This is a genomic window from Endozoicomonas sp. ONNA1 (assembly GCF_024606325.1).
Lineage (GTDB): Bacteria > Pseudomonadota > Gammaproteobacteria > Pseudomonadales > Endozoicomonadaceae > Endozoicomonas_A.
In genome coordinates this window covers 1-2,619 of sequence record NZ_JAHHPN010000879.1, presented here as the reverse complement: position 1 = coordinate 2,619, position 2,619 = coordinate 1, and the positions used below count along the sequence as shown (strand labels likewise).

The 2,619-nt window shown below is 39.6% G+C and carries 2 protein-coding genes; both read right to left on the bottom strand.

Annotated features, from left to right (window positions below; translation table 11 throughout):
- Nucleotides 1-215: 215 nt before the first annotated feature.
- Nucleotides 216-2,300 (bottom strand): hypothetical protein, encoded by a 2,085-nt coding sequence (locus tag KDK19_RS20895; protein ID WP_257282231.1) that lies wholly within the window; start codon nt 2,298-2,300, stop codon nt 216-218.
- 47 nt (nt 2,301-2,347) lie between these two features.
- Nucleotides 2,348-2,619 (bottom strand): hypothetical protein (locus tag KDK19_RS20890; protein WP_257255056.1); only part of this gene is annotated, 272 nt, incomplete at its 5' end.

Here is a 2,619-nt window from a genome sequence, read left to right as displayed (position 1 = left end):
ATTTGACGAAGAAGCAGGAATTTTTAGACCAATTTATTGCAACCGCAGTAGGACACCCTTAAGTCCGACGGGCTGCTAGCCCAGTGATGACCTGCTGTATTAGTCAGTTGATCGAGGTGGAGTGTTTTAACAGAGACGAGATCTTAAAGAGGTGGGTTAATCAACTCAGTGACAGAATCAAATCTGCCTATTTATTCTATAAACTGAAGTCTCATTCAAACGATCGTTGACGGAAGAGGCCTCACTTCGCCCCAAAAGCAGCGATAGTCCTCCGGGTTCAGCCCTAATGCCCTGAGGTAATCAATGGTTTTAAGCTTAACCTCCTCTGCCGTATAATCTTTGCTGGATTGAATATCTTCAGGAACGGGCTGTAAAGGAATTTTATCTTTTCTGCACCGATGAATATATTGAAACCACGCGTGTAAAAATTGGTTAATCAACTTAATTTCCTGTACCGTTTTCGGGCAACGGAAAAAACGAAATTCCAACGTTGAAAGCTCCTTTACTTTGCTTGCTCCAGTAATATGCAATAAAGACATTGCGATATACTTTTCCATATAATCATCACCAATGCCACTAAATAACCATTGTATGGTCGTCATATGAACAAGCTGGCTATAAAAGTGCGCAAATTGCTTAAGCTTGTCTTTTTTTTCCGAATCAGTATTACCTTTTTGGTTTAACGGTTCTGTATTACCTTCTTCTATTTTTCTATTATATCGGTCAATGAGAACATTTAACCGCTTTACGGCAAATGGTTTTATGTCTGAATTGTAATCAGCAAATGTTTTATACCACTCAGCTTCATCATACTGCACGATGCGAGCATTATTTCCAAACGCCCTCAGCAAAAAAGGGTTTCGTTGGATCTCAGACTCCATCGCCAACAGTACACTGGCATCACCCTGAGTGGCACTTAATACATCGACGTGTTTATGACCGGAGCTGTAACCAATCAGCCCATCCTTGCGCATTGAATCAATAACTTCAATCACCTTCTCAAAAGACAGTTCCGCAAGTTGATCATCAGAATGATAAGGCGTGCAGTTTATTTCAAACCAGCTTATTGTGTCGTAAAAAGGAACTACGGTAAAGTTACTATAAAATCCATAACGTGCACCAAATTTTCTAGCGGGAACCTGATGAGCTAACTCCTTTTTTCCGAGTCGATATAAAAAAATCTTAACAAGCTTTCCTCGTGGAACAGAAAATGAATTTCTTACATCATATTCGAGTTCCTCACCAAATTTAAGATTTAATCGATTTTTTGGTGTCGCCTCACTGCCAACCGGTAAAGAGAAGCCTTCAAACAGGGCATTAACAATACCATCACAACGCCCGGAGAAAATAATATCCATAACATCTCGATTAAAATGCTCTCTTATACCATTTCTGTTTCTGCGCAAAGCAATGGTTAACAAATTTTTGGTGGGATATGATGAGTCAGCACTGTCAATGATTTCCTTCCTGAATTTGACGGCAAAATTAAAAACAAGAACTAGCTCAGAAAAAAGGCCTCTTTCGGAAAGTAGAATTTGAAAAAATGGAAATATATCGTTCAGCAATTGTCCATAGGTGAATTCATATTTAAGGTATAGAAAATATTTAACTACTGGAGCAACATCATTCGGTACGTTCTCTTTTTTATTGAGATAATCAAGCAATATGTCCCCCAGACTATAAACTAATCTACAACTCTTTAGTTTCGATTCCGCTTCAGCCCGTTCGGTAAAAATCGCATGCAGGAAAGTCTCTATCTCTTCAACCCGCATCTGGCTGATGGTTTGACCAGCCACATATTTATCGGGACTGCCTTCAGCAGTAAAACACCGATCACGGACCAGGCCCTCCTGGAATAAAATAAAATCGACAAAAATTTCTGTAATTTCGTCTCTTTCATCATCTTTATAGTCTTCTCTTGCGATTTTGTGGTATCTCAGCGAATAAATAAGGTTTTCAACGATATTTTGAATACGTTCCGCCACTTCTCCAGCGGTGAACGTCTCCCTCATTCTGCCAATAGCTACCTCTTCGAACTCAGAGCCTTCAGTAGTAAACGAACGGGAAATTTTTCGCTCGGTAATAGACTGATTGAGCATCTGATGACTGAAACCTGGCGCAATAAAACCAGGCGCTGATATTTGCTTTGCCAGTGTAGAGTATTTATCTTCAACCCGTCGTTTTTTTGAAAAACTTTTAACTTTTGCCTGCCCTGAATCATGACTTCCATCGACATTTTTTTCAGCAAGACTGCTCTTATGAAGTCCGTAAGCATCTGTACCGGTAGTGTTTATATTCATAAATCCCTCTATTGAATATATTTAATTATTTTGATCTCAAACCTGCTTCACGGAATATCCCGTACTTCGCCCCAAAAACAGCGATAATCCTCCGGATTCAGTCCTAATTTTCTGAGGTAATCAATGGTATTAGCTTGAACTTCCTCTGCCGTATACTCTTTGCAGGATCGGATATTTTCAGGGACAGGCTGCAAAGGGGTCATATCCTTTCTGCACTGATGAAGGTATTGAAACAAGACTTGCAAAAATTGGTTAATCAACTTGATTTCCTGTACCGTTTTCGGACAACGGAAAAAACGAAATTCCAGCGTTGATAATT